At 75.4% G+C, this 24832-nt stretch carries 25 protein-coding genes and 1 tRNA gene; 13 read left to right on the top strand and 13 right to left on the bottom strand.

The features are described from left to right. Nucleotide 1 precedes the first annotated feature (1 nt). Both ygiD and soxR read right to left on the bottom strand, forming a co-directional pair. Entirely contained in the window at nt 2–853 is an 852-nt protein-coding gene (ygiD, locus tag DQ238_RS12715) for a 4,5-DOPA dioxygenase extradiol (protein WP_199506320.1), read from the bottom strand. Between the two features lie 84 nt (nt 854–937). After that, a complete protein-coding gene (gene soxR, locus DQ238_RS12710) occupies nt 938–1408 on the bottom strand; it encodes a redox-sensitive transcriptional activator SoxR (RefSeq protein ID WP_113781634.1) in 471 nt (156 codons plus the stop codon). Between the two features lie 69 nt (nt 1409–1477). Between soxR and DQ238_RS12705 the strand changes: the two genes are divergently transcribed. Together DQ238_RS12705 and DQ238_RS12700 are read left to right on the top strand one after the other, a co-directional pair. Beyond that, nucleotides 1478–2176, top strand: coding sequence for an SDR family oxidoreductase (locus tag DQ238_RS12705; protein WP_113781633.1), 699 nt, complete (start codon nt 1478–1480; stop codon nt 2174–2176). Then, entirely contained in the window at nt 2173–3192 is a 1020-nt protein-coding gene (locus DQ238_RS12700; protein ID WP_113781632.1) for an S-adenosylmethionine:tRNA ribosyltransferase-isomerase, read from the top strand. Before DQ238_RS12705 ends, DQ238_RS12700 begins: the two co-directional genes overlap by 4 nt. Nucleotides 3193–3250: 58 nt before the next feature. Here DQ238_RS12700 and DQ238_RS12695 read toward each other — a convergent pair whose 3' ends face one another. Beyond that, the gene (locus DQ238_RS12695; RefSeq protein WP_233495925.1) at nt 3251–3988 is read right to left on the bottom strand and encodes a (2Fe-2S)-binding protein; all 738 of its coding nucleotides are present in this window, start codon (nt 3986–3988) and stop codon (nt 3251–3253) included. A 176-nt stretch (nt 3989–4164) separates the two neighbouring features. Here DQ238_RS12695 and acs point away from each other — a divergent pair, with 176 nt between their 5' ends. From acs to DQ238_RS12680, 3 genes are all read left to right on the top strand, one after another. Continuing rightward, on the top strand, nt 4165–6132 hold the full coding sequence (acs, locus tag DQ238_RS12690; RefSeq protein ID WP_113781630.1) for an acetate--CoA ligase: 1968 nt from the start codon (nt 4165–4167) through the stop codon (nt 6130–6132). 232 nt (nt 6133–6364) lie between these two features. Then, nucleotides 6365–6868, top strand: a complete 504-nt coding sequence (locus DQ238_RS12685) for a phage holin family protein (protein ID WP_113781629.1) — start codon at nt 6365–6367, stop codon at nt 6866–6868. Nucleotides 6869–6905: 37 nt separating this feature from the next. Next, a complete protein-coding gene (locus DQ238_RS12680) occupies nt 6906–7835 on the top strand; it encodes an alpha/beta fold hydrolase (RefSeq protein WP_113781628.1) in 930 nt (309 codons plus the stop codon). Between the two features lie 79 nt (nt 7836–7914). Here the strand turns inward: DQ238_RS12680 and DQ238_RS12675 are convergent, their stop codons facing one another. The 5 genes from DQ238_RS12675 to nth all read right to left on the bottom strand — a co-directional run bounded on the left by DQ238_RS12675 (nt 7915) and on the right by nth (nt 11886). Then, complete coding sequence (locus tag DQ238_RS12675) at nt 7915–9096, bottom strand: MarP family serine protease (protein ID WP_113781627.1); 1182 nt, start codon at nt 9094–9096, stop codon at nt 7915–7917. Between the two features lie 6 nt (nt 9097–9102). Continuing rightward, nucleotides 9103–9519 (bottom strand): plastocyanin/azurin family copper-binding protein, encoded by a 417-nt coding sequence (locus DQ238_RS23765; RefSeq protein WP_233495924.1) that lies wholly within the window; start codon nt 9517–9519, stop codon nt 9103–9105. A 233-nt stretch (nt 9520–9752) separates the two neighbouring features. Continuing rightward, the gene (locus DQ238_RS12665) at nt 9753–10514 is read right to left on the bottom strand and encodes a CoA pyrophosphatase (protein ID WP_113781625.1); all 762 of its coding nucleotides are present in this window, start codon (nt 10512–10514) and stop codon (nt 9753–9755) included. After that, nucleotides 10511–11104, bottom strand: a complete 594-nt coding sequence (locus DQ238_RS12660; RefSeq protein ID WP_113781624.1) for a TlpA disulfide reductase family protein — start codon at nt 11102–11104, stop codon at nt 10511–10513. The genes DQ238_RS12665 and DQ238_RS12660 overlap by 4 nt, the downstream gene beginning before the upstream one ends. Further along, complete coding sequence (gene nth / locus DQ238_RS12655; RefSeq protein ID WP_113781623.1) at nt 11101–11886, bottom strand: endonuclease III; 786 nt, start codon at nt 11884–11886, stop codon at nt 11101–11103. The genes DQ238_RS12660 and nth overlap by 4 nt, the downstream gene beginning before the upstream one ends. Nucleotides 11887–12050: 164 nt before the next feature. On the opposite strand from nth, the gene DQ238_RS12650 reads away from it, so the two are divergent. Together DQ238_RS12650 and DQ238_RS12645 are read left to right on the top strand one after the other, a co-directional pair. Then, nucleotides 12051–12293 (top strand): hypothetical protein, encoded by a 243-nt coding sequence (locus DQ238_RS12650; RefSeq protein WP_113781622.1) that lies wholly within the window; start codon nt 12051–12053, stop codon nt 12291–12293. 219 nt (nt 12294–12512) lie between these two features. Next, nucleotides 12513–13187, top strand: a complete 675-nt coding sequence (locus DQ238_RS12645) for a Crp/Fnr family transcriptional regulator (RefSeq protein ID WP_113781621.1) — start codon at nt 12513–12515, stop codon at nt 13185–13187. A 204-nt stretch (nt 13188–13391) separates the two neighbouring features. On the opposite strand, the gene DQ238_RS12640 is transcribed toward DQ238_RS12645, so the two are convergent. Genes DQ238_RS12640 through DQ238_RS23280 form a run of 3 tightly spaced genes read right to left on the bottom strand, consistent with a single transcriptional unit; the run spans nt 13392 to nt 14846 of the window. Next, nucleotides 13392–14195 (bottom strand): NUDIX domain-containing protein, encoded by an 804-nt coding sequence (locus tag DQ238_RS12640; protein WP_113781620.1) that lies wholly within the window; start codon nt 14193–14195, stop codon nt 13392–13394. Then, nucleotides 14192–14665: a RidA family protein gene (locus tag DQ238_RS12635; RefSeq protein ID WP_113781619.1), complete on the bottom strand. Its 474-nt coding sequence runs from the start codon at nt 14663–14665 to the stop codon at nt 14192–14194. The genes DQ238_RS12640 and DQ238_RS12635 overlap by 4 nt, the downstream gene beginning before the upstream one ends. A gap of 7 nt (nt 14666–14672) precedes the next feature. Next, the gene (locus DQ238_RS23280; protein ID WP_199506319.1) at nt 14673–14846 is read right to left on the bottom strand and encodes a hypothetical protein; all 174 of its coding nucleotides are present in this window, start codon (nt 14844–14846) and stop codon (nt 14673–14675) included. A 217-nt stretch (nt 14847–15063) separates the two neighbouring features. Between DQ238_RS23280 and DQ238_RS12630 the strand changes: the two genes are divergently transcribed. Genes DQ238_RS12630 through DQ238_RS12620 form a run of 3 tightly spaced genes read left to right on the top strand, consistent with a single transcriptional unit; the run spans nt 15064 to nt 19656 of the window. Further along, a complete protein-coding gene (locus tag DQ238_RS12630; protein WP_113781618.1) occupies nt 15064–16056 on the top strand; it encodes an ArsA-related P-loop ATPase in 993 nt (330 codons plus the stop codon). Next, a complete protein-coding gene (locus tag DQ238_RS12625) occupies nt 16053–17360 on the top strand; it encodes an ArsA family ATPase (protein ID WP_233495923.1) in 1308 nt (435 codons plus the stop codon). Before DQ238_RS12630 ends, DQ238_RS12625 begins: the two co-directional genes overlap by 4 nt. 43 nt (nt 17361–17403) lie before the next feature. Next, a complete protein-coding gene (locus tag DQ238_RS12620; protein WP_113781617.1) occupies nt 17404–19656 on the top strand; it encodes a transglycosylase domain-containing protein in 2253 nt (750 codons plus the stop codon). A 6-nt stretch (nt 19657–19662) separates the two neighbouring features. On the opposite strand, the gene DQ238_RS12615 is transcribed toward DQ238_RS12620, so the two are convergent. Next, a complete protein-coding gene (locus tag DQ238_RS12615) occupies nt 19663–20115 on the bottom strand; it encodes a GatB/YqeY domain-containing protein (RefSeq protein WP_113781616.1) in 453 nt (150 codons plus the stop codon). Between the two features lie 54 nt (nt 20116–20169). Here DQ238_RS12615 and DQ238_RS12610 point away from each other — a divergent pair, with 54 nt between their 5' ends. From DQ238_RS12610 to DQ238_RS12600, 3 genes are all read left to right on the top strand, one after another. Then, nucleotides 20170–21081, top strand: coding sequence for a metallophosphoesterase (locus DQ238_RS12610; RefSeq protein ID WP_113781615.1), 912 nt, complete (start codon nt 20170–20172; stop codon nt 21079–21081). A gap of 97 nt (nt 21082–21178) precedes the next feature. Further along, nucleotides 21179–21252 (top strand) — tRNA-Pro (locus DQ238_RS12605). Nucleotides 21253–21418: 166 nt separating this feature from the next. After that, nucleotides 21419–23278 carry a prolyl oligopeptidase family serine peptidase gene (locus tag DQ238_RS12600; RefSeq protein WP_113781614.1) on the top strand — a complete coding sequence of 620 codons (1860 nt, stop codon included), beginning with the start codon at nt 21419–21421 and terminating at the stop codon, nt 23276–23278. A 179-nt stretch (nt 23279–23457) separates the two neighbouring features. On the opposite strand, the gene DQ238_RS12595 is transcribed toward DQ238_RS12600, so the two are convergent. Then, a complete protein-coding gene (locus DQ238_RS12595; protein ID WP_113781613.1) occupies nt 23458–24735 on the bottom strand; it encodes a glycosyltransferase 87 family protein in 1278 nt (425 codons plus the stop codon). Between the last annotated feature and the right edge of the window lie 97 nt (nt 24736–24832).

Below are 24832 nucleotides of genomic sequence, written 5' to 3'. Positions count from 1 at the left end.
TTCAGATGTTGGCGCCGTCGGCGGGCGGTTCCTCGGGCAGCGGCGCGGCCGACCCGCTGCCCTCGGCGCGCGGGGGCGTCATGCCGACGGTGTAGGCGGTCATCGACAGCGACCCGTAGGCGTAGCCGTCGACCAGCACGTCGGCGGTCGTGCTGGTCGCGCCGGCCACCCCGGCCACGTAGAGCAGCGGCAGGAAGTGGTCGGGGGTGGGGACGGCGAGGTCGTAGTCGCGGTGCCCGTCGAGGCGGGCCACCTCGGTCGGCTCGTCGAGCATCAGCTCCCGCGCCTGCTCGTCGAACCGGCGCGCCCAGTCGAACCCGGCGTCCGGCATCTCCCGACTGACCCCGCCGAGGTTGTGGACGACGTTGCCGCTGCCGACGACCAGCACGCCGTCCTCCCGCAGCGGGGCGAGCGCGGCGCCGAGCTGCAGGTGGTAGTCGGCCGGCTTGAGCGCGTTGATCGACAGCTGCACGACCGGCACGTCGGCGTCCGGGAAGGCGTGCCGCAGCACCGACCAGGTGCCGTGGTCGATGCCCCAGCTGTCGACGTCGGCGCCCACCCACGTCGGGTGCACGACGTCGGCGACCTCCTCGTACAGCTCGGGCAGGCCCGGCGCGTCGTAGCGGACGTCGAACAGCTCGCGGGGGAAGCCGAAGAAGTCGTGGATGGTGCGCGGCCGCGGCATCGCCGTCACCGCGGTCGCGTGCACGTACCAGTGCGCCGAGACCACGAGGATCGCCCGGGGCTGCGGCACCGCCTCGCCGAACGCGCGCCAGGCCCCGGTGTAGCGGTTCTCCTCGAGGGCGTTCATCGGGTTGCCGTGGCCGAAGAACGCGGCGGGCATGACCGTCATGGCGACCCTCCCTGTCGACGCCGACCGGCCGATCATCACCCGGCGACGGCCGGAGGACACCTCGGCCCGCGTCGGTCGCAGGGGTCATCCGGCGTTCGAGACCGGCGGCACCCGGCGCAGCGCCGGGGACAGCCAGCGCGCCCCCGGCCCGTCGGAGCCGGCGACGTCGCCGGGGTTGGACAGCGCGCACCGGTCCAGCGACAGGCAACCGCAGCCGATGCAGGACGACAGCCCGTTCCGCAGCTGGACCAACGCCGCGATCTGCTGGTCCAGCCGGTCCCGCCACCCCGCCGACAGCCGCGCCCAGTCGCGCGCCGACGGCGTCCGCCCCTCCGGCAGCGTGGCCAGCGCGGCGCGGACCTCCGGCAGCGACAGGCCCACGTTCTGCGCCGCCCGGACGAACGCCAGCCGCCGCAGCACGCTGCGCGGGAAGCGGCGGGCGCCCCCGGCCGTGCGGGACGCCGCGATGAGCCCCTGGGCCTCGTAGTAGCGCAGCGCCGACGCGGCCACGCCGGACCGCTCGGCCACCTGCCCGATCGTCAGCAGCTCGGCCACGGCACCCTCCCATCTCGAGTTCACTCCAACTCTTGACCTCAAGTGCACGTGAAGCAAGACCGTGGCGGCATGACACCTCCGACCGCACTCGTCACCGGCGCGTCCCGCGGCCTGGGCGCCGCGCTCGCCGAGGCTCTCGGCCGCCGCGGCTGGCGGCTCGTCCTCGACGGCCGCGACCCCGACCGCCTCGCCGCCACCGTCGCCGCCCTCCCCCGCCCCGACCTGGTCACCGCGATCCCCGGCGACGTCACCGACCCCGCCCACCGGGCCGCCCTCGCCGCCGCCGTGGGCGAGCGCCTCGACCTGCTGGTGAACAACGCCAGCGACCTCGGCCCGACGCCGCTGCCCCGCCTCGCCGACCTGCCGGTGGCGGCCTTCGAGCGGGTGCTCGCGGTCAACACCGTCGCCCCGCTGGCCCTGCTGCAGGCGGTGCTGCCCGCGCTGGAGCGGGCCGGCGGGCGCGTCGTCGACGTCAGCAGCGACGCCGCGGTCGAGGCGTACCCCGGCTGGGGCGGGTACGGCGCGAGCAAGGCCGCGCTCGACCAGCTGACCGCCGTCCTCGCCGTCGAACACCCGGCGCTGCGGGTCTACGCCGTCGACCCCGGCGACATGGACACCGAGATGCACCGTGCGGCCGACCCCGACGCGACCGGCCTGCCCGACCCGCGGACCGTCGTCCCCGCGCTGCTGCGGCTGGTCGACGGCGGGCTGCCCAGCGGCCGCCACCGGGCAACCGACCTGGCCGCGACCGCGGAGGCCGGCCGGTGAGCGCGCCCGTCATGGGCGCCGAGGCTCCCGCCCCGCCCGAGCGCCGCGGCCTGGCCCGCGACGGCGTCCGGCTGATGGTCGTGCGGCCCGGGGACGTCCGCGACGCCGTCTTCCGCGACCTCCCCGACGTCCTCGACCCCGGCGACCTGGTCGTGGTCAACACCTCCGCGACGCTGCCCGCCCGCCTCGACGTCCGGCGCGCCGACGGAGTGCTCACCCCGCTGCACGTCTCCACCACGCTCGACGACAGCGACTGGGTGGTGGAGGTGCGCCGTCCCGGCAACGACGGCCCCGACCGCGGAGTGGAGCCCGGCACCGCGCTCGAGCTGCCCGGCGGCGTCCGACTGCGGCTGGTCGAGGGCTTCCCCGACCCGGCGCGGCCGTCGCGGCTGTGGCGGGCCCGGACCGAGCCGGACGTGTCCGCGGTCGAGCACCTGGCGCGGCACGGGCAGCCGATCCGCTACGGGTACCTCGACGGCGCCGTCCCGCTGGCCGACGCGCAGAACGTCTACGCCACCGAGCCGGGCAGCGCGGAGAACCCCAGCGCCGGCCGGCCGTTCACCGACCGCCTGCTGGTGCGGCTGATGGCCCGCGGCGTCCCCGTCGTCCCGCTGGTGCTGCACGCCGGCGTCTCCAGCCCCGAGCTGCACGAGCCGCCGGCGCCGGAGCGGTTCCGGGTGCCCGAGGTCACCGCCCGGCTCGTGAACGGCACGCGGGCGGCCGGGCGCCGGGTCGTCGCCGTGGGCACCACGGTCACCCGGGCGCTGGAGACGGCGACCGGCGAGGACGGCGTCACCCGGCCGGCCGAGGGCTGGACCGACCTGGTGCTGGACCCCGACCGCCCCGTATGGGCCGTCACCGGCCTGCTCACCGGGCTGCACGCCCCCGACGCCAGCCACCTGCTGCTCCTGCAGGCCGTGGCGGGGCGGGCGCTGGTGGCCGACGCCTACGCGCGGGCCGTCGCCGGCGGCTACCTGTGGCACGAGTACGGCGACACGATGCTGTTCCTGCCCTGACCGGAGCGCCCCGACGCAGGTCTCCTGCGTCCGCACTCCACCGGGCACCCGGTCGGCGTCAGCGCATCCGCTCCGCGGTGTCCTCGAGCAGCACCCGCCGTTCGGCCGGGGGACGGCGCGGGCAGGAGGTGCACAGCGGCTCGGGCGGCAGCCGGTACAGCAGGCAGCACGACACCCGCCGGGTGAACCGGACGCCGGCGACGTCGACGTAGCGGGGCACCGGCAGCGGCGCACCGACGGCGACGGCCAGCGGCCCGGCCAGCGCGGTCACCCGCGGCACCTCCCCCAGGGCGCGGCCGATCGCCAGCAGCCGGTTGGCCAGCGAGTCGGCCGCGATCGCCCACAGCGGCCGCGGGCGCACCTCGCCGGCCGCGGCCACCGCGCCCACCACGGTGGAGAGGGTCTCCCGCAGCTGACCGGCGAGGTCCCCGCCGGAAGCCGACGACACGGCGGCCACCGGCGTCCCGCCGGCCAGCACGGCCAGTGACGTGTCGGCCAGCCGCGCGGACAGCGGCAGTCCCGTCGCCAGCCCGGCCAGCGCGGGGGTGAGCAGCACCGACGACGCCGAGTACCACCACACGGTCGCCAGCACCCGCCGGTCGCCGACGGCCCGGTCGTCGACGGCCCGGTCGTCGACGGCGTAGCGCACCCCGAGTCCGGCCAGCCGCTCGGCGGTCCAGTCCGGGTCGGTGAGCACGGTGGCCGGCAGCAGCCGCGCCGACGGGGGCGGCAGCAGACCGAGCGCCGCCGCGCCGGGCACCCGGGCGGCCACCTGCGCCTGCGCTCCCGCCGTCACGGGGCCAGTCTCGCCGCCCCGCTCCGCCGGGCCCAGCCGGCCCGCGCGGCGTGACGCCGCCCGAGGCGGACGCGGGACGGCCGGGGCCATACGGTGTGGCGGAGAGCACGTCGCGCCGCCCGCGGCGCCGGGTCGGGCCGGCGTGGCCGTCGACGCGGAGAACGGGAGGAAGTCGGATGAGCGAGTCGACCGAGCTGGAGAGCCGCCGGTTCCCGGTGCCGGAGCAGCTGGCCGCCCGGGCCAACGTGGGTCCGGAGGTCTACGAGGAGGCCTCGCGCGACCGGCTGGCCTTCTGGGCACGGCAGGCCGAGCGGCTGACCTGGGAGCAGACCTGGGACCAGGTCCTCGACTGGACCAACCCGCCGTTCGCCAAGTGGTTCGTCGGGGGCAGGCTCAACGTCGCCTACAACTGCGTCGACCGGCACGTCGAGGCCGGCCACGGCGAGCAGGTCGCCTACCACTGGGAGGGTGAGCCCGGCGACCGGCGCACCATCACCTACGCCCAGCTGAAGGACGAGGTGTGCAAGGCCGCCAACGCCCTGCTCGAGCTGGGCGTGCAGGCCGGCGACCGGGTCGCCGTCTACATGCCGATGATCCCGGAGACGGTGATCGCGATGCTGGCCTGCGCCCGCATCGGCGCCGTCCACATGGTCGTCTTCGGCGGCTTCTCCGCCGACGCCCTGGCCAGCCGGCTCGACGACTCCGGCGCGGTCCTCGTCATCACCGCCGACGGCGGCTACCGCCGCGGCGCGGCGAGCGCGCTCAAGCCCGCGGTCGACGACGCGGTGAGCCGCAGCGGCGCCGTCCGCAACGTCGTCGTCGTGAAGCGGACCGAGCAGGACGTCGACTGGACCGAGGGCCGCGACCTGTGGTGGCACGACGTCGTCGATCGGCAGTCGACCGAGCACACGCCCGAGGCGTTCGACGCCGAGCACCCGCTCTACATCATGTACACGTCCGGGACGACGGCGAAGCCCAAGGGCATCATGCACACCAGCGGCGGCTACCTGACCCAGGTCGCGTGGACCCACTGGGCGGTCTTCGACCTCCAGCCCGACACCGACGTCTTCTGGACCGCCGCCGACGTCGGCTGGGTCACCGGTCACAGCTACATCGTCTACGGGCCGCTGGCCAACCGGGCCACCAGCGTCATGTACGAGGGGACGCCGGAGACCCCGCACCGGGGCCGCTGGTTCGAGATCATCGACCGCTACGAGGTGTCGATCCTCTACACCGCGCCCACGGTGATCCGCACGTTCATGAAGTGGGGCGAGGACATCCCCGCCGAGTTCGACCTCTCCAGCCTGCGCGTCCTCGGCTCGGTCGGTGAGCCGATCAACCCCGAGGCCTGGCTGTGGTACCACGAGCACATCGGTGGCGGCCGCTGCCCGGTCATGGACACCTGGTGGCAGACCGAGACCGGGGCGCACATGATCACCCCGCTGCCCGGCGTCACGACCCTCAAGCCCGGTTCGGCGCAGACGCCGCTCCCCGGCATCAGCGCCAAGGTCGTCGACGACGAGGGCAACGAGCTCGGCGACGACACCACCGGCCTGCTGGTGCTCACCGAGCCGTGGCCGGCGATGCTGCGCACCATCTGGGGCGACGACGACCGCTACGTCGACACCTACTGGTCGCGCTTCGGCAGGGAGGTCTACTTCGCCGGGGACGGCGCGAAGAAGGACGCCGACGGCGACATCTGGCTGCTCGGCCGGGTGGACGACGTCATGAACGTCTCCGGACACCGGATCTCCACGACCGAGGTGGAGTCCTCGCTGGTCGCCCACCCGACGGTGGCCGAGGCGGCGGTCGTCGGCGCCAGCGACCCGACGACCGGGCAGGGCATCGTCGCCTTCGTCATCCTGCGCGGGGACGCCGAGCAGCTGGGGCGGGAGGACTCCGGCGACGACCTGGTCCAGCAGCTGCGCCAGCACGTGGCCAAGGACATCGGCCCCATCGCCAAGCCCCGCCAGATCATGGTCGTGCAGGAGCTGCCGAAGACCCGCTCGGGCAAGATCATGCGGCGGCTGCTGCGCGACGTCGCGGAGGACCGGGAGCTGGGCGACGTCACCACGCTCACCGACTCCTCGGTCATGAGCCTGATCAAGGACAAGCTGCCGGCCACCTCGTCGTCCGACGACTGAGAGGACCCCCGCCTCCACCCCTCGGAGAAGGACCCCGTCCTCCCCACCCCTCGCACGCTCGGGGCGGTGCCCTGGAGGGGGCCGACCGAGGCATGGGAGGCAATACACGCGTGTGGCGGCCGAAACCGCCGGTATCGCTTCCCATGCCTCGGGTCAGAGGATGCCGGGACGCGGAGTCAGTGATCATGGGGCACCATTCCCCTGACCAGCCGAAGACCCCAGGAGGTGCCCCGTGGCCCACAGCGTTCCGTCGAGCCCGTCCCAGCATCGGGCCACCGGTGCGGAGGAACCCTCCATCGGCGCGCTGGTGCAGAGCGCGATGGCCGACGTCTCGACGTTGATCCGCAGCGAGATCGAGCTGGCCAAGGCCGAGGTCGGCAAGTCGGCGAAGAGGGCCGGCATCGGGGCCGCCTCGTTCGCCGCCGCCGGGGTTCTGCTGGCCTTCGCCGGCATCTTCCTGTTCGTCACCATCGCCGAGTTCCTCACCTGGCTCGGGCTGGCGCGCTGGATCTCCTACCTCATCGTCTTCGTCCTGCTCGCGGTCGTCGCCGGCATCGCCGCCCTGATCGGCCGCCAGCAGCTGAAGAAGATCGAGAAGCCCGAGCGGACGATCGAGACGCTGCGCGACCTGCCGGAGGTCGTCCACCGGGAGACTCCCGGCGAGCGCCGCCGCGACGTGCCGACCGTGAGCAACGGGCGGGTGCAGCTGCGCGGCAGCGAGAACTACACCGTCTGAACGGGGCCGTGCCGCCCCGGCGCCCCTCGCCGTCCCGGTGACCCTCGCCGACGAGGAGCCGCCGGACGCCACCAGCGTCCTGCTGCCCGGCCCCTGGACCCACCGGGATCTCTCCGCCAACGGGGTCCGGCTGCACGTCGCCGAGGCCGGCGAGGGCCCGCTGGTGCTGCTGCTGCACGGCTTCCCGCAGTTCTGGTGGACCTGGCGGGCGCAGCTGCCCGCGCTGGCCGCGGCCGGTTTCCGCGCCGTCGCCCCGGACCTGCGCGGGTACGGCGGCAGCGACAAGCCGCCGCGCGGCTACGACCTGCCGACGGCGGCCTCCGACGTCGCCGCCCTGGTGCGCGCCCTCGGTGAGCAGGACGCCGTCGTCGTGGGGCACGACTGGGGCGGGCTGGTGGCCTGGACGATGGCCGCCCTGCACCCCCGCAGCGTGCGCAGGCTGGTGGTCCTGTCGATGGCCCACCCGCGGCAGCTGCGCGCGGCGCTCCGGGACGGCGCCCAGCGGCGGGCGCTGCGGCACGTCCTGGGCTTCCAGCTGCCCCGGCTGCCCGAGCGGCGGCTGACCCGCGCCGACGACGACCCGGTGGCCGAGTTCATGCGCCGCTGGGCCGGCCCGGCCTGGACCTCCACCGCCGACTTCGCGCAGGCCGTGGCCCGCTACCGCTCGGCCGCCCGGATCCCGCAGGCCGCCTACGGCTCGATGGAGTACTTCCGCTGGGCCGGGCGCTCCCAGCTGCGCCCCGACGGGCTGCGCTACGCCCGCCGGATGGCCGCCCCGGTGACGGCCCCGACGCTGCAGCTGCACGGCGCCCTGGACCCCTGCGTGCTGCCGTCGTCGGCCCGCGGGTCGGGCCGCTACGTCGCCGGCGCCTACGAGTGGCGCGAGCTGCCCGGCGTCGGCCACTTCCCGCACGAGGAGGACCCGGACGAGGTGAGCCGGGCCCTGGTCCGGTGGGCCGCCGCGTGACGTCGGCCCCCTCCAGGTGTGGCCCCGTCCCGGGCCCCGCCCTGAGCCCGCGAAGGGTGGGGAGGACGGGGTCCTCCTACTACTCGCAGGCGCCGGTGGCGACCTCGGCGGTCGCGGCCTGACCGGCCTGGGCGGCGCCGGCGACCTCGGCGTTGGTGAGGGCGTAACCGGTCAGCGGGTCGTCGATCGCCGAGGCGAAGACCACGCCGAGCACGTGGCCGGTGCGATCGAACAGCGGGCCGCCGGAGTTGCCGGCCCGCACCTCGCCGTAGAGGGCGTAGACGTCGCGCACCACGGTCTGCGTGTCGCGGAAGTCCGGCCCGCTGATCTCGCCGCGGTCGCGCACCCGCGCCGGCCCGACGAACAGGTCACCGCCGCCGGGGTAGCCCATGATGATCGCGTCGGCGCCGGAGCCCACCGGCGCGGCGGCGAAGGTGAGCGGCACCTGCGGCAGACCCGGGACGGCGAGCACCGCGATGTCGGTCTCCTCGTCGAGGTACACCGGGGTGGCGTCGAACTCCTCGCCCTCCGCGCTGACCACCGGGTCGGTGACGCCGGCGAGCACGTGCGCGTTGGTCATCACCCGCTGGGGCGCGTAGACGAAGCCGGAGCCGTCGATCTGCCGGGAGCAGGACGGGGCCACGCCGCTGATCTGCACCACCGAGCCCTGCACCGAGTCCACGACCGGGTCGGCCAGCAGCGCCTGGTCCGGCGCCGGGACGTCGGGGACCTGCGTGGGGGTCAGCGGGTCGAGGACGTCGGGCAGCCCCCGCCGGTCGATGGCCTCGCGCAGCGAGTCGTACACCGCCCGGACCCCGTCGGGGACGGTGCGGTCGACCGCCTGCACCAGCGTCGACTGCCGGACCTGGCCGGCCACCTGTGGGAACGGCGCGGTGGCCAGCGGGGTGGCCACCATCCAGGCGACGAGCAGGACCGCGGCCGCCGAGAGCACCGCGCCGGCCACCGAGTCGACCACCGTGGCCGGCTGCCAGGTGACCCGCCGGCGCACCGCGCGGCCGACCGCCCCGGCCAGCACCTGGCCCAGCAGCGCCCCGGCCAGAACGACGACCAACGCGGCGAACACCCGGGTGACCGGCGAGCCGTCGAGCCGGTCGGCCACCGGTCCGGACAACTGGGCTCCGAGCACCGCGCCGCCGAAGAAGCCGAAGAACGACGCGGCCGAGACGATCAGCCCCTGCCGGAAACCGGAGAACGCGAAGGCCAGGGCGAGGAGGATGAGGACGACGTCGACGACCGACACCGGTGCTCAGCCGCTCACGGTCATCGTGCCGACCTGGCCCAGTTGGATGTGGAAGCTGCACTCGAAGCCGTACTCGCCGGGCGCGGTCACGGTGAACTCGATGGTGCGGCTGTCCCCCGGCGCCAGCAGCGGGATCTCCGGCTGGATCGGCTCGGGTCCCCCGCCGGGCGAGAAGCGGAAGTTGTGGGTCAGCTGCTCCGCGACGTTGGTCACGGTCAACCGGACCCGCCCCGGCGCCACGGTGAACCGGTCGGGGGAGAACACGTAGTCGTCCTGCGTGTGCAGGGTGACCTCCTGGACGCCGTCCGGCGCCGTCGTCACCGTGCCGACGGCCGGCCCGGACGACGGCGCCGAAGCCTCGCCGGACCCACCGCCGCAGCCGGCCAGCACGCCGACCACCAGGACCACCCCGGCGACGACCACGGCGGCCTTCGTGCAGGGGCCCGCCGCGAGCCTCGACCGGCCCCCCTGCAGCCGAAGGACCCCATCCTCCCCTTGAAGGACCCCCTTGCCCCCCGCCACTCGCGGGCTCGTGGCGGGACCCTGCAAGGGGGCCGTCGGAGGCTCAGGGCGGGACCCGGGACGGGGCCACCGAGCCTGCGAGTGGTGGGGGGGAGGGGGGTCCTTCACGGGGGGCAAGGAGGTCCTTCTGCCGTTCATCGGGGGGGAACCGTACGCGTCGGCAGCCCGTCGGGTGCGGGGTCGGCCACCGTCGGCGCGGCGGCGTGCTCGTCCTCGGTGGGGTCGAGCGTGCCGGGCAGCTGCGGCCGGCGCGCACCGAGGGTGAGCAGTGGTCGCACGTCGGAGGTGTCCCACGGTCGGGCCAGCCCGGCCGCCTCGAGGATCGCGTCGAGCAGCCCCGCGGTGAACCCCCAGACGACCATGCCGGCCACCCCGAACGCCGGGCCGACGTAGCCGGAGGCGGGATGGCGGACCCGGAACCGGTTGGCCGGGTCGGCGAGGTCGGCCAGCGGCACCCGGGCGACCCGGGCCACCTCGCGGGGGTCGCCGACGCCGACCTCGCGCGGGTCGTCCCACCATGCCACCACCGGGACGACCAGGTTGTCCGAGGGGCCGAGGAACAGCTCCGGCAGCGTGGCCAGCACCTGCACGCCGTCCGGGTCGATGCCGGCCTCCTCCTCGGCCTCGCGCAGCGCGGTGCCCACCGGGTAGTCGTCGCCGGGGTCGGCGCCGCCGCCGGGGAAGGCCGGCTGGCCGGCGTGGGTGCGCAGGTGCGCGGACTTCTCGATGAGCAGGACGTCGGCACCGCGCGGGCCCTCGCCGAACAGGATCAGCACCGCCGAGCGGCGGGCGGTCGCGGTGGGCCGGGGCATGCGGTGCCGCAGCGGCAGGTCGTCGCCCGCGGCGAGCAGCCGGCGCAGGTAGTCCGGCAGGTCGTCGTGCCGGCCGGGTGTCACAGCGTCACCCCCAGGTGCTCGGCGACGAGGCCCTCCAGCTCCGCCAGCGAGGTGACCGGGCGCAGCTGCAGGTGCGCGACCGACCCGTCGGCCCGGAGCAGGTAGGTGTAGGGCAGCCCCCGCAGGCCCTGCACGTCGGCCAGGTCGCCCTCGGCGTCGACCCCGGTCGGCATGGTGATCCCGGCGTCCGCGGCGAAGGCTGCGCCGTTGGCCGCCGTGTCCTTGGTGACCAGGCCGACGACGCGCAGCCGGCCGCCGGCGGCGTCGGCAAGCTGCTGCACGATCGGCAGCTCCTCCCGGCAGGGCCCGCACCAGCTGGCCCACAGGTTGACCACCGTCGGCACGCCCTGCGCCCGGCCGAGGGCCAACCGTCCCCCGCCGAGGCAGTCCACGGTCACGTCGGCGAGCACCTCGCCGCCCGAGGCCGGCGTGTCGGGCTGCTGGGGGCAGGGGGCCGTGGTGCTCGTCGCCGCCGCCGTCGAGGGCGCGGTGACGGCGCCCCGGCCGTCCGCCGCGTCCCGGGATCCGCACCCGGCCAGCAGCGCCACGACCGCGCAGGCGACCGCGGCCCGACACGGGCGGGCGCTCATTCGGTGTCGGAGGCGGCCGGGGTCTTGACCAGCGTGGTGGCGACCGCCGGGTCGGTCGGGCCGATGCCGTAGGAGGGACACCACCGGGCCAGGCCGCACGCACCGCAGGCGGCCTTCTTCGCGTGGCAGACCCGGCGGCCGTGGAAGATCACCCGGTGGCTGAACATGGTCCAGTCCCGCTTGGGGACCAGCTCGGCCACGTCGGCCTCGACCCGGACCGGGTCCTCCTCCGCCGTCCAGCCGAACCGCCGCACCAGGCGGCCGAAGTGGGTGTCCACGGTGAGCCCCGGAACGCCGAAGGCGTTGCCGAGGACGACGTTGGCGGTCTTGCGGCCGACGCCGGGCAGGGTGACCAGGTCCGCCATCCGGCCGGGCACCTCGCCGTCGAAGCGCTCCACCAGCGCCCGGGCCAGGCCGAGCAGCGAGTTGGCCTTGGCCCGGAAGAAGCCGGTGGGCTTGAGGACCTCCTCCAGCTCGGTGCGGTCGGCCCCGGCCAGCGCGTACGCGTCCGGGTACTCCGCGAACAGCGTCGGCGTGACCTTGTTGACCGTCTTGTCGGTGGTCTGCGCCGACAGCACGGTGGCCACCAGCAGCTGAAAGGCGTTCTCGAAGTCCAGCTCGCAGTGCGCGTCGGGGTGCAGCGCCGCCAGCTCGCGGGCCATCCGCCGGGCCCGGCGGGTGCGCGCCAGCGGCGTCTCCTCCGGGTCGTACGGCGAGCCACCGCGGGCGGCGGCGCGCCGGGCGTGCGGCGGGACGGGGCGGGCGTAGGCCGGCGAGGACACGCGGTCGAGGGTAGGCGGACCGGCTGACCGTGCCGGCCCCGTGCCATCATCGCAACCGTCGGCGCCCAGGCGTCCCGCGCGGCGGTTCGGGGTACCCACCGAGTGCGTGCGCGAGCCGGCCGGCCCGCTCCGCGTCCTGCGTCGAGGACAGAGAGGAGGACACGGTGGTCGCCCTCATCGTCATCCTGTTCCCCCCGCTGGTCATCGCCTTCCTGCTGGTCATGGAGCGGGTGGAGGAGCCGCTGCGCCGACCCACGGGCCCGCGCGAGGTGGCCGAGTTCCTGTCCACCGCCAGCCCCGGGGACGTCGACACACTGGCCACCTCGGGGATCCGCCGGGCCATGGCCCGCTGGCGCCGGCGGCGCGCCGCGCGCGTGCGCCGGGAGCCCGAGTCGCCTCTCCTCTGAAGAAGGATCCCTCTCTCCCCACCACTCGCGAGCTCGCGGCGGGACCCTGCAGGGGGCCGCCGTCCGACGACGGCCCCTCACCCGTCGGGGTCGCACCGATCGGGTGACGGTGGGCACAGCCCCGTAGACTCACCGTGGACGGCGCTGCCCAGAGGATGTGCGCCGGCCGGGACGCGCCGGGGGTCGGCGCTCCCCTGTGGTCGTGCGAGAGGACGCGTAGTGGACGAGGTGCTGGCCCAGTCCGGGCTCTTCCAGGGGCTGCCCGAGGAGGCGGTGGGCCCGGTCGCCAGCCGGCTGGAGACGGTGACGCTCCCTCGGGGCCGGGTTGTCTTCAACGAGGGCGAGCCGGGCGACAGCCTCTACATCGTGATCTCCGGCAAGATCAAGCTCTCTCGCCGCTCCCCCGACGGGCGCGAGAACGTGCTGGCCGTCATGGGCCCGTCGGACCAGTTCGGCGAGCTGTCGGTGTTCGACCCCGGGCCGCGCACCGCGACCGCGACCGCCGTCACCGACGTCAAGCTGGCGCGGATGCCGCAGACGGTGCTGCGGCCGTGGATCGAGGCCCACCCCGAGGTCGGCGAGCGGCTGCTGCACGTGCTCGCCCGCCGGCTGCGCCGTACCAACGACTCCGTGGCGGACCTCATCTTCACCGACGTCCCCGGCCGGGTCGCCAAGGCGCTGCTGCAGATGGCCGACCGGTTCGGCAGCCGGGAGGGTGACGGCCTGCGGGTCAGGCACGACCTCACCCAGGAGGAGCTGGCCCAGCTGGTCGGCGCCTCCCGCGAGACGGTCAACAAGGCGCTGGCCGACTTCGTGCACCGCGGCTGGATCCAGCTGCAGGGCAAGTCGGTCGTCATCCTCGACGAGGACCGCCTGCGCCGCCGCGCCCGCTGAACGCCTGGCCGCGGTGTGTCGTGGCCGGTGGCGGGCCCGCAGGGTCCCCGCCGGACGCGACGGTCGGGCTCCCAGCAGGTCGGGGACGGCACCGGGCCGCGGTGTGTCGTGGCCGGTGGCGGGCCCGCAGGGTCCCCGCCGGACGCGACGGTCGGGCTCCCAGCAGGTCGGGGACGGCACCGGGCCGCGGTGTGACCCGGAGGGTCACGAGGGAAGCGGCACCACCATCCGGATGCGGGTGCCGTCGGGCAGCACCGCCCAGCGACCGTCGGGCTCGTCGGCGAAGGTGGGGCTGATCGGGTGCAGCGGCTCCGGCGGGGAGCCGGCTAGCGCTGCGGCCACGTCGGCGAACGGCTCGAGCTGGCCGAGGGTGTGGATGGTCGGCGGCAGCATGGGCCGGGTGCCGGCGGACATCTGCCCCAGCGCGTCGGCGGGGGTCAGCCAGCTCGCCTCGTCGGCCTCGCCGGTGACGTACCGCGCCTCCTGCCCGACGGGGAGCGCCGCGGCGAAGAACTTGGTGTCGTAGCGCCGGGGTTCCACCGGCGGGGTGATCCAGTGCGCGAAGGGACGCAGCAGGTCCGACCGCAGCGCCAGGCCGCGGTCGGCGAGCAGCTCGGTGAGGGAGAGCTCGCGGGTCAGCAGCGCCTGCCGTTGGGCCTCCCAGTCGTCCCCCGAGACGTCCGGCACCACCCCGCCCACCCCGTCGGTGCCGTCGGCGGACCCGGCCAGCAGGACGCCGGCCTCCTCGAAGGTCTCCCGGACGGCGGCGCAGACCAGCTCCCGCGCCGTCCGCTCGTCGCAGCCGAACGCCTGGGCCCAGTGTGCCGGCGGCGGGCCGGCCCAGGCGATCTGGAGGTCGCCGTCGCGGGGGTCGACGCCGCCGCCGGGGTAGGCGGTCATCCCGCCGGCGAACGGCATCCCGCGGGTGCGCCGCTGCAGGTAGACCTCGAGCCCGGCCGTGCCGTCCCGCAGCAGCAGGACCGTCGCGGCCTGGCGGGGAGCGGTCACCTCAGCTCGACGGTCAGCTCGACCTCGACCGGGGCGCCCAGCGGGAGCTCGGCCACCCCGACGGCGCTGCGGGCGTGCCGGCCGGCGTCGCCGAAGACGCGGCCCAGCAGCTCGCTGGCCCCGTTCACCACCCGCGGCTGGCCGGTGAAGCCCTCCGCGCTGGCCACGTAGCCGACCACCCGCACGATCCGGGCCACCGAGTCCAGCCCGACCAGGTCGTCGACCGCGGCGAGGGCGTTGAGCGCGCAGACCTTGGCGTCGTGCGCGGCGTCCTCGGGGTCCACCGAGCCACCGACCTTGCCGGTGCGGCGCAGCCCGCCGTCGATGAACGGGAGCTGCCCGGAGGTGTAGACGAGCTGGCCGCTGCGCACGGCCGGGACGTAGGCGGCGACCGGTGCGGCCACCGCCGGCAGCCGGATGCCCAGTGCGGCCAACCGGGCGTGCCAGCTCTGCGTCTGCGGGCCGGTCATCGCGGGGTCAGCCCACCGGGCGCTTGAGGTAGGCGACGGGCTGGTCGGCGCCGGCCGGGCCGGGGAGCACGGTGACCAGCTCCCACCCGTCGACGCCCCAGGAGTCGAGGATGGCCTTGGTGTTGTGGATCAGCAGCGGGATGGTCGCGTACTCCCACCTGACGCGGGCCGGTTCGCTCATGGGCGCGACGCTAGCGCAGGCGGAGGACCCTCCTGCCCCCACGGCCCCGTCCCGAGGCTCGCCCCGAGCTGGCGAGGGGTGAGGAGGACGGGGTCCTTCGAGGGGTCCTTCGAGGGGTCCTTCGAGGGGTCCTTCGGCCTGCAGGAGGGCCGGGGTGTGGCGGGACGCACGGGGCTGCGGGAGGCCCGGGTGCCGAACGGCTCATAGGCTGCTGTACGTGAGTCCTGATCCCGTTCCCGTGCGCTGCCACGTCGTGACCGGGAAGGGCGGGACGGGCAAGACGACGGTCGCGGCCGCCCTCGCGCTGGCCCTGGCCGCCGACGGCGGCCAGGTGCTGCTCGTCGAGACCGAGGGACGCCAGGGCATCGCCCAGCTGTTCGACACCCCGCCGCTGCCCTACGAGGAGCGGCGGGTGGCCGTCGCCCGCGGCGGGGGCGAGGTGAAGGCCCTGGCGATCGACGTCGAGGAGGCCCTCCTCGAGTACCTGGAGATGTTCTACAACCTCCGGCGGGCCGGCCGGGCGCTGCGCCGGATGGGAGCGGTCGACTTCGCCACCACCATCGCCCCTGGCCTGCGCGACGTGCTGCTCACCGGCAAGATCAAGGAGGCGGTGACCCGCCGCTCCGACGGCCGGCCGGTCTACGACGCCGTCGTCGTCGACGCCCCGCCGACCGGCCGGATCACCCGGTTCCTCAACGTCACCGGCGAGGTGGCCGGGCTGGCCGGCTCCGGCCCGATCAAGACGCAGAGCGACAGCGTGATGGCGGTGTTCCGGTCGCCGCAGACGGCGGTCCACGTGGTCACCCTGCTCGAGGACATGCCGGTGCAGGAGACCGCCGACGCGATCGCCGAGCTCAGCGCCGTCGGCCTGCCGCTCGGCTCGGTCATCGTGAACATGGCGACCGAGCCGGTGCTGCCCGAGGAGGCCCTGACCCGCGCCGTCGAGGGCCGGCTGACCGGCGCCGAGCTCGCCCCGGCCCTGGCCGCCGCGCACGTGCACGACGGGACGGCGCTGGCCGACGCGCTGGCCGCCGAGGCGGTCGAGCACGCCCGGCGGTGGGCCGCCCAGGACGAGTTGCGCGACGAGGTCGAAGCGCTCGGCCGGCCGACCGTCGAGCTGCCCCTGCTCCCCGGCCCCATCGACCTCGGCGCGATCTTCGAGCTCGCCGGCCGGCTGGAGGACCACGTGCGGGCTCGGGTGGCGGCGTGAACCAGGCGGCTCCGCTGGACACCGCGGCCGGGGAGACGGTGGCCGAGGGGACGGTGGCCGGGGAGACGACGACCGGGCGGCACCGCCGGCTCTCCCGTCGGGTGGCGCACCCGGCGCCCGAGGCACTCCCGTTCGACCTGGCCGAGCTGATCACCGACCCCAGCACCCGGATCGTCGTGTGCTGCGGCGCGGGCGGGGTGGGCAAGACCACGACGTCGGCCGCCCTCGCGCTGGCCGCCGCCGCGGCCGGCCGCACCGTCGTCGTCCTCACCATCGACCCCGCGCGCCGGCTGGCCCAGTCCCTCGGCCTGGGAGAGCTGGACAACGAGCCGCGGCGGGTCGACGTCCCGGGGGCCGAGGGCGAGCTGCACGCGATGATGCTGGACATGAAGCGCACGTTCGACGACGTCGTCGTGGCGCACTCGACCCCCGAGCGGGCGGAGCAGGTCTTCGCCAACCCCTTCTACCAGGCGCTGTCCTCTTCCTTCGCCGGCACGCAGGAGTACATGGCGATGGAGAAGCTGGGCCAGCTGCGGGCCGGGGGGCAGTGGGACCTCATCGTCGTCGACACCCCGCCGTCGCGGTCGGCGCTGGACTTCCTCGACGCCCCCAACCGGATGAGCCGGTTCCTCGACGGCACGATGATCCGGCTGCTGACCGCCCCCGCCCGCGCGGGCGGCCGGGCCGGCTTCAAGGTCGCCAGCGCCGGGTTCTTGTTCTTCAGCCGGATCATCTCGAAGATCCTCGGCGGGCAGTTGCTGCGCGACATCTCCGCGTTCGTGGCCGCGCTGGACACCATGTTCGGCGGGTTCCGCGAGCGGGCGACCGCCACCTACGAGCTGCTGCGCCGGCCGGGCACCTGGTTCGTCGTCGTCGCCACCCCCGAGCCCGACGCGCTGCGGGAGGCCTCCTACTTCGTCGACCGGCTCTCCGCCGAGCAGATGCCGTTGGCCGGGCTGGTGCTCAACCGCACGCACCCGCCGGCGACCACCGCGCTGACCGCCACCCGCGCCGACGGCGCCGCCGAGGAGGTGCTCGAGGCCGGCGGCGAGGGCGCCGAGCTGGCCGCCGGCGCGCTGCGGGTGCACGCCGAGCGGATGACCGTCGCCGCCCGCGAGCAGCGGCTGGCCGACCGGTTCACCAGCGCCCACCCGCAGGTCGCCGTCCGCACCGTGCCAGCGGCCGCCGGGGACGTGCACGACCTCGACGGGCTGCGCGGGATGGCCGACGCGCTGACCGGTCCGGACGACGACACGCCGACCGGCGTGCCGCGCCGGCGCATCCTCCCCGCGCGCCGTCGCTGAGTGCTCCGGGCTGGGAGCGCACCGCCACATACAGTGGCTGGCGATGTCTGCCGCCGCCCCCTCCCGCGCCCGGGTCCTCGCCAAGCTCGCCGGGATGATCGTCCTCGCCGGAGCGCTGCTCGCCGGCCTGCTGCTGCCCTTCGTCGGGGGCGCCGGCCTGGTCGCGCGCAACTCCGCGTCCCTGCTCGACGCGCTGCCGGTGGAGCTCACCGACGCCGCGCCGGCCGGCAACACGCGGGTGCTCGCCGCCGACGGGTCGCTGATCACGATGTTCTACCGGGACAACCGCACGCCGGTGGCCGGCGACCGGATCAGCGACGTCGTGAAGCAGGCGCTGGTCGACATCGAGGACTCGCGCTTCTACGAGCACAACGGGCTGGACGTGCAGGGCACCCTGCGCGCGCTGGTGACCAACGTGGCGGCCGGCACGGTGCGCGAGGGCGGCTCGACGCTGACCCAGCAGCTGGTCAAGCAGACCCTGCTGCAGACGGCGGACACCCCCGAGGAGCGGCAGGCGGCCACCGAGCAGACCCCCGGCCGCAAGCTGCGCGAGGCCCGGCTGGCGCTGGCCCTGGAGGAGACCTACTCCAAGGACGAGATCCTCACCCGCTACCTCAACGCCGTGTACTTCGGCCAGGGCGCCTACGGCATCCAGGCCGCCGCCCGGCGGTACTTCAGCGTCGAGGCCGCCGACCTCACCCTGCCGCAGGCGGCGGTGCTGGCCGGCCTGGTGCAGAGCCCGGCCAACGACGACCCGATCGGCAACCCGGAGAACGCGCAGGCCCGGCGCAACCAGGTGCTGCAGCGGATGTTCGACCTGGGCCACATCAGCCAGCAGGAGCTCGAGGAGGTCTCCGCCTCGCCGGTCGCCGTCCAGCCCGGGCAGGCCCCGCCCAACGGGTGCGTCAACGCCGCCATCGGCGGGTTCTTCTGCGCCTACGTGCAGCAGTACCTGATCCAGACCCTCGGCATCCCCCAGTCCACTCTGGACGACGGCGGGCTGACCATCCAGACCACGCTGCGCCCCGACGTGCAGGCCGCCGGCGACCAGGCCGTGCTGAACACCCTGACCATGGGCGACGAGCTGGTCGGTGTCTACACCGCGGTGGAGCCGGGCACCGGCCACGTGCTGGCGATGTCCAACAACCGCCGCTTCGGGTGCGACGGGCCGGAGTGCGAGTCGGTCAACTTCAACGTCGTCCCGAGCAAGGGCTCCGGGTCGACCTACAAGGTGTTCACCGCCGCCGCCGCGCTGGAGAAGGGCTTCTCCCCGCACCACGTGATCACCACGAGCGAGCCGTACGCGTCGCGGGTCTACAAGAACGGCCGCGCTCCCTACACCGTGGAGAACGTCGGCGACAACTACCCCCGCACGCTCGACATGGAGCGGGCGCTGTACATGTCCTCGAACACCTACTTCCTGGCGCTCGAGGACCAGCTGGGCTCGATCGAGGGGCCGGTGCGCATGGCCGAGCGGATGGGCATGCACTTCGACGCCGCCAACCAGTACCCGGCGGACACGATCATCGCGGAGAACCGGGGCTCGTTCACCTTCGGCACCGACGCGACCAGCCCGCTGGACCTGGTCAGCGCGTACTCCACGCTGGCGGCCGGCGGCACCCGGTGCGACCCGACCCCGGTCACCGCCGTCCTCGACCACGACGGCCGGCCGCTCACCGACGACGGCGGGCAGCCGGTCGTCACCGGCGACAGCTGCACCCCGGAGGCGATCCCGCCGGGCGTGGCCACCACGCTCAACCAGATGCTGCGCAAGGACGTCGAACCCGGGAACCCGGGGCAGACGGCGGCGCGCGCCTACGTCCCGGGGCAGCAGATCGCCGGCAAGACCGGGACGATCAACAACAACGCCTCCGTCGCCTTCGTCGGTTACACGCCGCAGTACGCCGCGAGCGTGATGGTGTTCAACTCGGTGGCCGACCGGAGCGTCGGCGGCTTCGGCGGCGGCAAGGGCGCCACGATCTGGCACGACGCGATGGCGCCCATCCTCACCGGGCAGCCGATGGTGCCCTTCCCGCCGGCCGGCCCGGCGCTCGCGGTCGCCGAGCAGCCCACCGATCCGGGCAGCCCCCAGCAGGCAGCGGACGCGGCCGGCGCCGGGACGCCGGCCGGCCAGGCCCCCGCGGCCCAGGCCCCGACCGACCAGGCCCCGACCGACCGGGCCCCCACCGATCAGGTTCCGGCTCCGGACCCGGCGACCGGCCAGGTCCTGGGCGACCCCGCCGTCCCGTCGGCCACCGATCCCGCCGCCGCAGCCGTCGGCACGCCCGCCGGCTGACCCGGCTCAGCCCAGCTGGCGGCGGACCTCGGCGGCGACCCGGGCGCCCTCGGCGCGGCCGGCGACCTCGGCCTGCGCCACGCCCATGACCCGCCCCATGTCCCGCACGCTGCCGGCCCCGGTGCGGGTGATGACGTCGGCGACGAGGGCGGCCAGGTCGGCGTCGGCCAGCTGGGCGGGCAGGTAGCCGGCGAGCACGTCGCCCTCGGCCCGCTCCCGGTCGGCCTGCTCGGCGCGGCCGGCGGCGGCGAACGCGTCGGCGGCCTCGCGGCGCTTCCTCGCCTCCCGGCGCAGCACGGCCTGCACCTCGTCGTCGGACAGCTCGCGGGCCTGCGTGCCGGCGACCTCCTCGGCGCTGACCGCGGCCAGCACCATCCGCAGGGTGGCGGTGCGCAGCTCGTCGCGGGACTTCATCGCGGTGGTCAGGTCGGCGCGCAGCCGGTCCTTGAGGTCGGGCACGGCTCCAGCCTGGCACGGCGGGCCGGGCCAGCGCGCTGCGTACCCTGGGCGACCGTGCGCGCGACCACAGCCCTCCCCACCGCCGTCCTCGCGTCGGCGGGCGCGGGGATCGCCTACGCCTCCCTCTACGAGCGCAACCGCTGGACGCTGCGCCGCTTCGACGTCCCGGTGCTCGCGCCGGGCTCCGCGCCGCTCACCGTGCTGCACCTGTCCGACCTGCACATGACCGCCGGGCAGCGGTCCAAGCAGGAGTGGGTGGCCTCGCTCGCCGAGCTCGAGCCGGACCTGGTCGTCGACACCGGCGACAACCTGGCCGGGCACGACGCCGTCCCCGGGACGCTGCGGGCCCTCGATCCGCTGCTGGACCTGCCCGGGGTGTTCGTCATGGCCAGCAACGACTACTTCGCACCCCGGCCGAAGAACCCGCTGAAGTACTTCAAGCGCGAGCACGCGCGGGTGCACGGCGACCCGCTGCCCTGGCGCGACCTGCGCGACGCGATGACCCGGCGCGGCTGGCTGGACCTCACCAACGCCCAGGGCGAGCTCACCGTCGGCGGGCGGCGGATCGCCTTCGCCGGGGTCGACGACTCGCACCTGCGGCGGGACCGCTACGACCTCGTCGCCGGCCCCGCCGACCGCGCCGCCGACCTGCGGATCGGGCTGGCCCACTCCCCCGAGCCCCGGGTGCTCGACCGGTTCGCCGCCGACGGCCACGACCTGCTCCTGTGCGGTCACACCCACGGCGGCCAGCTGCGGGTGCCGTTCTACGGGGCGCTGGTGACCAACTGCGGCATCGACCGCGACCGGGCCCGTTGGCTGCACCGCTGGGCCGAGCCCTCGGCGCGGAACCCCGGCGGTACCTGGCTGCACGTCTCCGCCGGGCTGGGCACGAGCCCCTACGCGCCGGCCCGGTTCGCCTGCCCGCCGGAGGCGACGCTCATCTCCCTCACCGCCCGTCAGGGCTGAAGAAGGACCCCTCTGCCCCCCACCGCTCGCAAGCTCGCAGCGGGACCCTGCAGAGGGGCCGCGGAGAGCGGGACGGTACAGTGGTCGCCGCACACCTCGGGGTGTGGCGCAGCTTGGTAGCGCGCGTCGTTCGGGACGACGAGGTCGCAGGTTCAAATCCTGTCACCCCGACTCTCCTCTCGGGGGCCGCCACGAGGCGGCCCCCGAGTCGTTCTCGGGACCTCCGCCGGCGGCGCCGAGGCGGCCGAGATCGACGCGGGCTGATCCCGGGCGCGGGGGCCCGATCGGGCGCCGAGCCCCCGCCGGAGCCGTTCCCCGGGTCGGGGAAGATGAGCCGGTGAACGAGCCCGCGACCTCCGCTCCCGTCGAGGCCGGTGTGATCACCCCGGAGACGCCGACGCCGTACACGCCGGCCCTGCCGCCGGAGGTCACCGCCCGCTGGCAGGCCCGCTTCCGCGCGCCCCGGGTGAGCCTGCCGGACTGGGCGCTGGAGGCCCCGCACCGCTGCCTGTACTCCTCCGACGTCAGCGGCGTGGTGGAGCAGTACGCCTGGGACCGCACGACCGACGTCCACCGCCAGGTCACCGACCGGGCCAACGGCACGCTGATCGGCACCCTGTCCCCGGACGGCGAGACCGTCTGGTGGTTCGCCGACACCGACGGCGACGAGTTCGGCGTGTGGATGGTGCAGCCCTTCGCCGGCGGCGACGACCGCGTCGCCGTCCCCGAGGTCGGACCGGCCTACCCCGCCGGGCTGGAGATCGGCACCTCCGTGGTGGCCGTCGGTCGCTCCACCGACGACGGCTCGGAGCTGTGGCTGACCCCGGTCGGCGGGACGCCGCGGGTGGTCTACCGGCACGAGGACCCGGCGTCGGTCGACGCGCTGACCCACGACGAGGACCTGCTGGTCGTCTCGCACTCCGAGCACGGCGACCCGCGCTACCCGGCGCTGCGGGTGCTGTGCACCGACACCACCACCGAGGACGCACCCGCGGTCGTCGCCGAGAGGTGGGACGGCGAGGGCCGCGGCCTGCACGCGCTGGAGTTCGCCCCGCTGCCCGGGGACCGGCGGTTGCTGGTCGGCCACGAGCGGCGCGGCCGCGAGGAGCTGCTGATCTGGGACGTCGGCGCCGACACCGAGACCGAGATCGTGCTGGACCTGCCCGGCGACGTGACGGCCGGCTGGTACCCCGATGGGTCGGCGTTGCTGGTCGGCCACGACTCCGCCGCCCGCAGCGAGCTCTACCGCTACGACCTGGCCAGCGGGGCGCTGGAGCGGCTGGACACCCCGCGCGGCGTCGTGCGCGGGGCCACCGCCCGCCCCGACGGCACCGTGGAGCTGGCCTGGTCGAGTTCGGAGCGGCCGCCGGTGGTCCGCCGGGCCGACGGACCGGTGGTGCTGGCCGCACCGGGCGAGGAGCCGCCGGCCGGCTACCCGGTGGAGGACCGCTGGGTGCCCGGCCCGGGCGGGGACGTCCACGCGCTGGTGGTGCGCCCGGCCGGTGCGGCGCCGTACGCGACGGCGTTCCTGGTGCACGGCGGCCCAGAGGCGGCCGACGACGACTCCTACCGCGCCCGCCGGGCGGCCTACGTGGACGCCGGGTACGCGGTCGTGCACGTCAACTACCGCGGGTCGACCGGCTACGGCAGCGCCTGGCGGGACGCCCTCACCGGCCGGCCCGGGCTCACCGAGCTCGAGGACGTCGCCGCCGTGTACGACGCGCTGGTCGCCGAGGGGTTCGTCGACCCGTCCCGGGCGCTGATCTCCGGCGGGTCGTGGGGCGGCTTCCTCACCCTGCTCGGGCTGGGCACCCAGCCGCAGCGCTGGGCGGCGGGCATCGCCGAGGTGCCGGTGGCCGACTACCTGGCCGCCTACGAGGACGAGATGGAGGGCCTGCGGGCCTACGACCGCGCGCTGTTCGGCGGGTCGCCGGACGAGGTGCGCGACGTCTACGTGCGCTCCTCACCGATCACCTACGTCGACCAGGTGCGCGCGCCGGTGCTGGTGGTGGCCGGCGCCAACGACCCGCGCTGCCCGATCCGGCAGATCGACAACTACCTGGGGCGCCTGGAGGAGCTGGGCAAGCCGCACGAGGTGTACCGGTTCGACGCCGGCCACGGCTCGCTGGTCGTCGAGGAGACCATCCGTCAGGTCGAGGTGGCGCTGTCCTTTGCGCTGCGCCACGTCAAGCCGTAGGCGACCACCACCGGGTACGGACCGGCGTAGCCGGGTCCGGCCGAGTGGGGGCCCGGAGGGTCCCCCGAGCAGGGACGGGAGCCTGGGGCTCAACGACGGTCGGGGACGGCACCTGGCCGCGGGTGGTCCCTGTGAGTGGGGGCCGGAGGCTCCCCCGAGCAGGGACGGGAGCCTGGAGCTCAACGACGGTCGGGGACGGCACCTGGCCGCGGTGTCGGCCGGCAGGCCGACGATGTCATCGCCCGCACCGGCAGCAGGGCGACGAGCGCGACGAGGACGACCGCGTACAGGTCGCTGTGCAGCACCCCGCTGGTGTCCCGTCCCGGGGTGTTGGGCGGGGGCACGCCGATCCACATCAGCGACAACCCGAAGACCAGCAGCACGGCGAGCGCGAGCAGCCCGGCCGTGGCCCGCGCGGCCCGCGGCCGCCGGAGCAGCTGGGGCGTCGCGGTGGACGGCGGCGTCCCCGCGGCGACGTCCACGAGGACGGCGAGGGCCGGGACGAGCCAGGTCAGGTGGTGCGTCCACGTGATCGGGCTGGCCAGGCAGGCGGCCAGGCCGACGAGCGTGAACCCGACGAGGTCGTCACCGGCCTGCCAGGCGCGCAGCGCCCGCCACAGGGCGGCGGTGAGGACGACCGCGACCAGGACCAGCCAGAGCCCGGCGCTCGGCCGCTCCCCGGGGGTCGCCCGGGCCAGCACACCCATGAGGGAGGTGTTGGACACGCTCGCCAGCGCCCCCACCCGGCCGGTCTCCCACAGCGCATGGGTCCAGTAGGTCCAGGAGCCCCGGGTGTCGACGGCGAAGCCCACCGCGGTCGCGGCGAGGAAGGTCGCGCCGGCGACCGCGGCGGCCCGCAGCCTCCGGGTCAGCAGCAGGTACACCACGAACAGCCCGGGGGTGAGCTTGACCGCCGTGGCCAGCCCGATGCCGGCACCCGCCCACCGCGCTCCGCGGCGCAGCCCGACCAGGTCGGCCAGCACGAGCGCGAGCAGCACGACGTTCAGCTGCCCGTAGCCGAGCGTCTCCCGGACCGGCTCGAGCGCGAGGACGACCGGCACGGCCAGCGCGGCGGCGAACCAGCGCGGCCAGCCGTGCCGGCGGGCGAGCGGGGCGACGAGCCACGCGGTGAGCGCGACGACCAGCAGCCCCGACACAGCCAGCATGGCCACCTCCGCCACCTGCTGCGCCACCAGAGCCAGGGGCAGCAGCGCGACGGCGGCGAAGGGCGGGTAGGTGAACCCGTAGGGAGTGGACCCGAGGAGGAACTGGTAGAGCGGGCGGCCGTCGAGCCACCACCGGACCGCTCCGCGGTAGACGTGCAGGTCGAAGAAGTCGTGCCAGGGCCACCGCGGTGACACGCCGAAGACCGCGACGGCCGCGAGAGCGGCGACCGCGCAGACCGCGGCGAGCCGCCGGGCGATGCGGGCGCGCTCCCGCTGCCGGACGCCGGTCACGGTCCGGGGGTGGGGCGGAGACGGGCTCATGGTCCCCCGTTCGCTGCTCGCTGCTGGGCAGGGACCGGGGAAGGGTAGGCCGAGATGCTGCGCGTGG

Source organism: Geodermatophilus sp. TF02-6 (assembly GCF_003319115.1).
Classification (GTDB): Bacteria; Actinomycetota; Actinomycetes; order Mycobacteriales; family Geodermatophilaceae; genus Geodermatophilus.
This window is presented reverse-complemented; position numbering and strand designations above follow the sequence as displayed.

Coding starts and splice junctions, on each gene's coding strand:
- DQ238_RS12635 (WP_113781619.1), bottom strand. CDS start 14,665: ATGACCGGCCCGCAGACGCAGAGCTGGCACGCCCGGTTGGCCGCACTG.
- DQ238_RS12620 (WP_113781617.1), top strand. CDS start 17,404: ATGTCTGCCGCCGCCCCCTCCCGCGCCCGGGTCCTCGCCAAGCTCGCC.
- DQ238_RS12705 (WP_113781633.1), top strand. CDS start 1,478: ATGACACCTCCGACCGCACTCGTCACCGGCGCGTCCCGCGGCCTGGGC.
- DQ238_RS23280 (WP_199506319.1), bottom strand. CDS start 14,846: ATGAGCGAACCGGCCCGCGTCAGGTGGGAGTACGCGACCATCCCGCTG.
- DQ238_RS12660 (WP_113781624.1), bottom strand. CDS start 11,104: ATGAGCGCCCGCCCGTGTCGGGCCGCGGTCGCCTGCGCGGTCGTGGCG.
- acs (WP_113781630.1), top strand. CDS start 4,165: ATGAGCGAGTCGACCGAGCTGGAGAGCCGCCGGTTCCCGGTGCCGGAG.
- ygiD (WP_199506320.1), bottom strand. CDS start 853: ATGACGGTCATGCCCGCCGCGTTCTTCGGCCACGGCAACCCGATGAAC.